6 protein-coding genes and 1 riboswitch are annotated in these 6,319 nt (G+C 70.9%); of the genes, 1 reads left to right on the top strand and 5 read right to left on the bottom strand.

Going from position 1 to position 6,319, the window contains the following annotated elements; all coding sequences use genetic code 11:
- Positions 1–139: 139 nt before the first annotated feature.
- The 4 genes from E1293_RS43145 to E1293_RS43130 all read right to left on the bottom strand — a co-directional run bounded on the left by E1293_RS43145 (position 140) and on the right by E1293_RS43130 (position 4,952).
- Positions 140–685: an ATP-binding protein gene (locus E1293_RS43145; RefSeq protein WP_132205331.1), complete on the bottom strand. Its 546-nt coding sequence runs from the start codon at positions 683–685 to the stop codon at positions 140–142.
- Between the two features lie 369 nt (positions 686–1,054).
- Complete coding sequence (locus tag E1293_RS43140; protein ID WP_132205329.1) at positions 1,055–3,061, bottom strand: sensor histidine kinase; 2,007 nt, start codon at positions 3,059–3,061, stop codon at positions 1,055–1,057.
- Positions 3,062–3,138: 77 nt separating this feature from the next.
- Entirely contained in the window at positions 3,139–4,473 is a 1,335-nt protein-coding gene (locus tag E1293_RS43135; protein WP_132205327.1) for a purine-cytosine permease family protein, read from the bottom strand.
- Positions 4,466–4,582: riboswitch (TPP riboswitch) on the bottom strand. It overlaps the preceding gene by 8 nt.
- Before the next feature lie 34 nt (positions 4,583–4,616).
- Positions 4,617–4,952: a rhodanese-like domain-containing protein gene (locus E1293_RS43130; RefSeq protein ID WP_132205325.1), complete on the bottom strand. Its 336-nt coding sequence runs from the start codon at positions 4,950–4,952 to the stop codon at positions 4,617–4,619.
- A gap of 82 nt (positions 4,953–5,034) precedes the next feature.
- On the opposite strand from E1293_RS43130, the gene E1293_RS43125 reads away from it, so the two are divergent.
- Positions 5,035–5,460, top strand: a complete 426-nt coding sequence (locus E1293_RS43125) for an SSI family serine proteinase inhibitor (protein ID WP_243717421.1) — start codon at positions 5,035–5,037, stop codon at positions 5,458–5,460.
- Between the two features lie 76 nt (positions 5,461–5,536).
- Here the strand turns inward: E1293_RS43125 and E1293_RS48220 are convergent.
- Positions 5,537–6,319: LURP-one-related/scramblase family protein (locus E1293_RS48220; RefSeq protein ID WP_165978673.1), on the bottom strand; the 783-nt coding region annotated here is incomplete at its 5' end.

Raw genomic sequence — 6,319 nt, 5'->3', positions numbered from 1 at the left:
AATGTGAAGGGCCGTGGGCGCCTGACGGCGGCCCACGGCCCGGACGTTAGGGCTCGGGCGGTGTCGACGGGGGCACGACAGCGCCCGAGCTTGGTAAACCCTACAAGGTTGGGCGGGGTTCCTTCCAGGCAGGGTCCCTCTATGCCGGATATGCCCTACTTGGGGCCACTTCACTCCTCGTTCCGTTGCACAGATCTTCGCCGGGGTCGTCCAGCAGGTCCGGGAAGTCGGACAGATCGGGGATGACGGCGTTCGCTCCGGCGGGGGCGGCCATGCTGTTCCCGCCCGGGGTCCTGGGGGCTCGCACGACGGCCCAGACCGTGGTGGAGCCGTCCTCGTGGCGCACTCCCCAGCCTTCGGAGAGGGCCTCGACGATGCCCAGGCCGCGGCCGCCGAGCGAGGAGAGCGTGCCCGGGCCGCGGCGCGGCTCGGTCATGGCGCCGCCGTCGCTGACCTCGAGTTCGAGGACGTCGCCGCGGCGCAGCCAGCAGACCCTGACCTGGCCGGACGGCAGCGGCCGCGCGTGCCGGAGGGCGTTGCTGATGAGTTCGCTGACGATGACGGTCGCGTCGTCCACGATGGACTCGTAGACGCCCGAGTCGGCCAGCTCCGAGCTGAGGCGCCTGCGGGCGACCGCGACGCTGGACGGTGCGTGTGGCAGCAGTACGACGCTCGACGCCCTCACCTCCCCGTGCTTCCGCTCACTCGGACGAGTCCCGTCGTCGCTCTTCCGGTACGACCGAAATGCCCTGATGGCCATGTCCGGAAACCAGGACACCTCCGTTCACCACCTGCACAACGAGTCACCGGCCGTCCGGTCACGGTGATCACCCCCGGATCGGAATCTCGTCACCAACGGCAACCATCAAAGGATCTATCCAGCCAACGGCGGACTTACTCCTCACGCACACGTTTCGTCCGTCACACCCCGCAGACACCGCACTTTTCCGCACCAGGCAAGGGTGCCACCCGTCGAGACCGCCGAAAGCCCTGGTCACGCGGGTCTCACCAGGCCGCCCGGGTCGGAGTGTCCTTACGGTAAGTAACCGGCCGATCAGTCCGCGGAGCGCAGTACGAGGCGCATGCGGGTCCCTTCGCCCGCACGCGCGCCACCTGCGGGTCCGCGCGGCGCGGTCGTCGGGAGGAGGCGTGTGGCCCGTTCCATTTCGGTCGGCTCCGCCCCGCCCGTCACCGTGACCGCACTATGAGGCGGTTCAATGTGAGATGTCTCACGTTCGGCCGGGTGCGCGGAGATCGTGCCGCCCTGGGCCTCCGTCAGCCGTTTGACGATGTACAGGCCGAGCCCGATGCCGCCGAACCGGCGGCGGTCCCCGGCGTCGCCCTGGACGAACCGCTCGAAGATCCGCTCGTGGTCGCCGATCGGGATGCCGATCCCCTCGTCCGACACCGTGACGACGATGCCGGCGCCCTCGCAGCGGGCCCGGACGCTGACGGTCCCGCCGTCCGGGGAGTACTTGAACGCGTTCTCCAGCAGCTGCCCGAGGACGATGTCGGTCGCCATGGCGTCCCCGTGGCAGGACGGCAGGCCGGGCTCGATGTCCAGTTCGACGCGGTGCAGCGGCGACAGGGACCGGAACCCGGCGACGACGCCCTCCAGCACCCGGCTCAGGTCGAACGCCTCGATCGTCACCGCCAGCTCGTCGGCGCCCGCGCGGGAGCCCAGCAGGAGGTGCTCGACGAGCCGCCCGAGCGACTGGGCCCGCTCCGCGATCGTGGCGACGGCGGCGCGGCGGTCGGCGTCGGCCAGGTCGTCCCACCGGTTGACCAGCGTGGACGCGAACCCCTGCACGACCGTGATCGGGGTGCGCAGCTCGTGGCTGGTCGTGGCGAGGAACAGGTCCTTTGCCTCCTCCAGGGCCTTGGCCTCGGACACGTCACGGAAGTCGACGACCAGCTCGGCGGTCTCCTCGACCTCGGCGGCCAGCACGTTCAGCCACGTCCCCGACTCCAGCCGGAACGTGATCATCTCGCCGAGCGCCGGCATGTCGAACGGCAGCGGGCGGCCGAGCGCGTCCTCGGGCGGGATGCCGGTCAGCGTGTGCGCGGAGTGGTTCCACTGCCGGACGACGAGGTCGCCGTCCAGCACGGCGATGCCGTCGGCGCTGGAGTCGATCACCGCGCGCTCGTGCGCCCGCTGCCGGACGACCTCCGCGTACGCGACGGCGTTGCCGACCGCGACGCCGGCGTGCCCGGCGAGCAGCTCCAGCAGTTCCAGCTCGATGTGCCCGGCCTTGCTGCCGGAGAAGAGCGCGTACAGCGCCCCGTACGGCCGGTTCTGCAGGTAGGACAGACCGAGCGCGATCGTGTGCAGGCCGGGCAGTTCCGACCAGATCAGGTCGCCGAGGCGCTGCTCACCGGTCGCGAGCTTGACCGTCTTGCCCGACCTCAGCAGCTCCCCGACGAGGCTCGGCCGCAGTTCGGCGGACGTTCCGCGCATCCGCTCCGGCAGCCCCGACATGCTGACCAACCGCAGCCGCTCGCCCTCGATCCGGACGAACCCGCCCGCGTCGGCGCCGGTCAGCTCGATCAGCGCGGCGGTGATCCGGTCGAGCACGACGGCGAGGTCGAGTTCGGTGTTGAGGTCGGCGACGATGTCGTTCAGCCGCCGGACGAGCCGGGCCCGCTCGGCCATGTGGTGCTGGACGATCTCGTCGTCCTCGACCGGGTGGTACACCCCGACCCAGCCGAGCAGCGTCCCGTTCGGGTCCTTCAGCAAGCTGGTGTCGATGCGCACGTCGATGAGCCGGCCGTCCTGGTGGAACCGGCGGGTCGCGATCGAGATCTGCCCGCCCTCGCCGTCCCCGGCGCGCCGGGTGAGGAGCCGCTCCTGGACGGCGTTGTGCTCGGCCTTCAGCTCGTCCGGGACGATCGGCGGCACGCGGCCGATCATCTCGGCGGCCGGCCAGCCGAACATCCGCTCCGCGGCCGGGTTCCACACGGTGACCCGGTGCCGCTGGTCGACGGCCACGATCGCGTCCGCGGCGCTCTCGATGACGGCCCGCGCGATGGGATCGTGGACGTGTTCGTACACGTCTGTCATCGTGCCACCGGACTCCGGCGTGGCGCCGGGCAACTTGCGCCGGAACTTGCTCCGGCGACCCTCTGAGAACACAAACCTTACCGTTTGGTAAGCCTGCCGATGAGGAGGGCGGCGATTCCGGCGACCAGGAACGACAGCAGCGACGCGCTCATCCAGGTCTGCGGAGTGAAGTGCAGGGCGTCCCGCACGTCGTGCCAGAACCCGGCCCACCGCTCGACGGTGCCGGGGTTGATGAGCTGGTAGCAGACGAACCCGACCGTCCACGCGGCGATCATCCCCCAGCGGGACGGCGCGGTCCGCGAGACGTCCCAGCCGCCGCGCATCCGGCGCCGGCCGAGGAAGAAGTCGGCCGCGAGGACGCCGAGCAGCGGCACGAACACCGACCCGATCAGCGACAGGAAGCCCGCGTAGTCGCCGATGTCCAGGACCAGCGCGAGGACGGTGATGCCCGCGCCGAGCGCGACGCTCAGCACCCGCCGGTCCGCGCGCGGGAACAGGTTCTGGATCGACACGGCCGTGGAGTAGGTGTCGGCGAACGACTGGTCCGCCTCCCGCAGCACGAAGATCGCGAAGAACACCACGCCGAGCGTGGCGCCGAGGAACGGGTCGAACACCTTCGTGGAGTCGCCCGCGACCAGCGCCAGCGCGAGCAGGCCGAGGACGTAGGCGGCGATCTGCGTCACCGAGTAGCCGACGGCCGCCGCACCGAACGCGCCGCGCTCGGTCTTCGCGTGCCGGGTGTAGTCGGCGGCGACCGGCACCCACGAGATCGACACGGCCAGCGCCGCGTCCGCGCCGACCCAGAAGCCGCCCCACGACCCCTGCGTCAGGTCGGGCAGCGGCTCCCGGAGGAGCTGCACGTAGAAGTAGACGAGCGCGATCGCCACGGCCACCGTCACGTACCGGCGCAGCAGCCGGACCGAGCCGAGCGGCCACACCGTCAGCACGGTCGTGACCGCGCCCGCCGCGATCACGTAGCCCCAGCGCGGGACGCCGTCCCACAGCTCGCGGGCCGCGTCCGCGATGACGATCAGCTCGAACGTCCCCCAGCCGACGAGCTGGAGGATGTTCAGCACGGTCGGCGCGTACGACAGCCGCGCCCCGAACAGGCCGCGCAGCAGCACCATCGCCGGCTGGCCGGTGCGGGTGCCGGGGACGGCGGCGAGGCCGAGCATCAGCCCGCCGAGGGCCGTCCCGACGGCCATCGCGACGATGCCCGCCATGATCGAGATGGTCGGCCGGCCGGCGGCGTCCGGCGCGAGGACGGTGTAGGCGCCGGAGAAGGCCAGCAGGCTGACGCCGAGGTTGGCCCAGAAGGCGCTCTGGTCCCAGAAGCCGAGGACCTTGGGGGCGGGTTCGTCGAGGGTGAAGGGGACCTCGTCGGCAGAGCGCTTCTCGACGTCGGACGTCACGGGACACACTCCCTACGCCGGCATTACCCGGACAGGTTCATGCGGTCGGCGACGCCTCTGAGGCCGCCCTCTCAGCCCGGCTGTGGCCCGAGCTCCCGCGGGTATCGGTCAGACCCGATCGTACAACCCCTCAAAACGGGACATCACGCGACATACGGCGGGCCGTCCCCGCTGCCCTCCATGGGACGTCCGGCCTCGGCCCAGCCCTTCATGCCCCCGTCGACGTTCTTCGCCAGCCAGCCCGCCTGGTTCAGCGCGACCGTCACCTGCGCGGACCGCGCCCCGGACCGGCAGATCACGAAGACGTCCTGGTCGCGCGGGACCTCCCCGGCGCGGTCGCCGAGCTGGCCCATGGGGATGTGGACCGCGGCGGGCGCGTGGCCGGCGTCCCACTCGTCCTGCTCCCGGACGTCCAGGAGGTAGCCGTCCTGCGGGACATCCGCGGCGACCACGGCCGGTACGTCTTCCCCGAAATTCATCACACCCCCATGGAACCGCGCGAAGCACCCCTGCGTCGAATCACGCATGCGGTATCGGACGCTCCTTGTCGCGGCGCCCGGGATGGCATTGCTCCTGTCCCTGGCCGCCTGCGGCGAAGAAAAGGCCAACGGAAACCCCGCCGACCAGCCCTCGGGCACGACGTCCGTGCAGCCGTCCGGCGCACCGGCGGATTCTCTCACCGTGCAGGTCAAGGCCTCCAAGGAGGCACCCGCCAAGACCTGGAAGCTGACCTGCCAGCCAACGGGAGGTGACCACCCCAAGGCCGCGGACGCGTGCGCGGCCCTCAGCAAGGTCAAGCAGCCCTTCAAACCGGTTCCCAAGGACCAGATGTGCACCAAGATCTACGGCGGTCCTGAGATCGCCACCGTCAAGGGCACCTGGCAGGGGAAGCCGATCGACACCGAGTTCACCCGCGCCGACGGCTGCCAGCTGCATCGCTGGAGCGAGGTCGGCCCGCTCTTCGGGAACGTCCCGAAGGTCCGCTGACCGAGCCATCCCCGTTCCGGCTCGTTCGGCACCCCGTCAGGCCCCGGCACCCGCCGGGGCCTGACCCGTGCGGGGGCTAGAAGAGGCCGCCGATGCTGCGGTTCTGCGAGACGGCGGTGTCGAAGGCGAGCGGGCAGGCCAGCACGAGCGTGCGCATCGGCTCCTGGAGCTGGACGTTGATGCGCAGGACGTAGCGGTCGGCCCCGGTGAACACCTGCGACAGGAACTCGCCCACGCCGTCGAAGCCGCGCTGGATGCGGGCGAGCTCGTACTGCTGGTGCAGGTCGGTGACCCGGCCGTTCATCAGCTCGTAGTAGCCGATCTGCTGCTCGTGCGGGTCGAGGATCTCCCAGCCGCGCATCGCCCGCTTGCGCAGGTGCCCGATGAGGCCGCCCTGGGGCGTGAGCACCTGCATCCTGGGCGTGCCCATGAACCCGTACGGCTTGTAGAAGAGGAAGTACGGCATGCCGTCCGGACGGAAGACCGTCAGCTTCCGCTCGGCCTTGTTCTGGTTCCCTTGGCTGACGACGCGCAGCGCCTTTCGCGCGCCACTCACCCCCTCCTCGCGGACGTGCGCGGCGGGCTGCCCCTGCGGACCCCAGATCGTGTAGTTCGCCTCGGTCGAGAAGATCTGCGTCGGCTGGTCGTAGACGAGGATCGGCGAGCCGTACAGGTCCGCGGGCTGCTGCGGCGGCATCTGCTGCGCCACCGGGTAGCCGCCCTGCTGGGGCGGCGCGTACCCGGCCTGCTGGTAGGCGGCCTGCTGGTACCCGGCCTGCTGGGGCGGGTATCCGCCCTGCTGAGGCGGCGGATAGCCCTGCTGGGGCGGATAGCCCTGCTGGGGCGGCGGGTACCCGTG

It is taken from the genome of Actinomadura darangshiensis (assembly GCF_004349235.1).
GTDB lineage: Bacteria > Actinomycetota > Actinomycetes > Streptosporangiales > Streptosporangiaceae > Spirillospora > Spirillospora darangshiensis.
Note: the sequence above shows the minus strand (reverse complement) of the source record. Positions and strands in the feature narration are given on the sequence as shown.

Coding starts and splice junctions, on each gene's coding strand:
- E1293_RS43130 (WP_132205325.1), bottom strand. CDS start 4,952: ATGAATTTCGGGGAAGACGTACCGGCCGTGGTCGCCGCGGATGTCCCG.
- E1293_RS43125 (WP_243717421.1), top strand. CDS start 5,035: ATGGCATTGCTCCTGTCCCTGGCCGCCTGCGGCGAAGAAAAGGCCAAC.
- E1293_RS43140 (WP_132205329.1), bottom strand. CDS start 3,061: ATGACAGACGTGTACGAACACGTCCACGATCCCATCGCGCGGGCCGTC.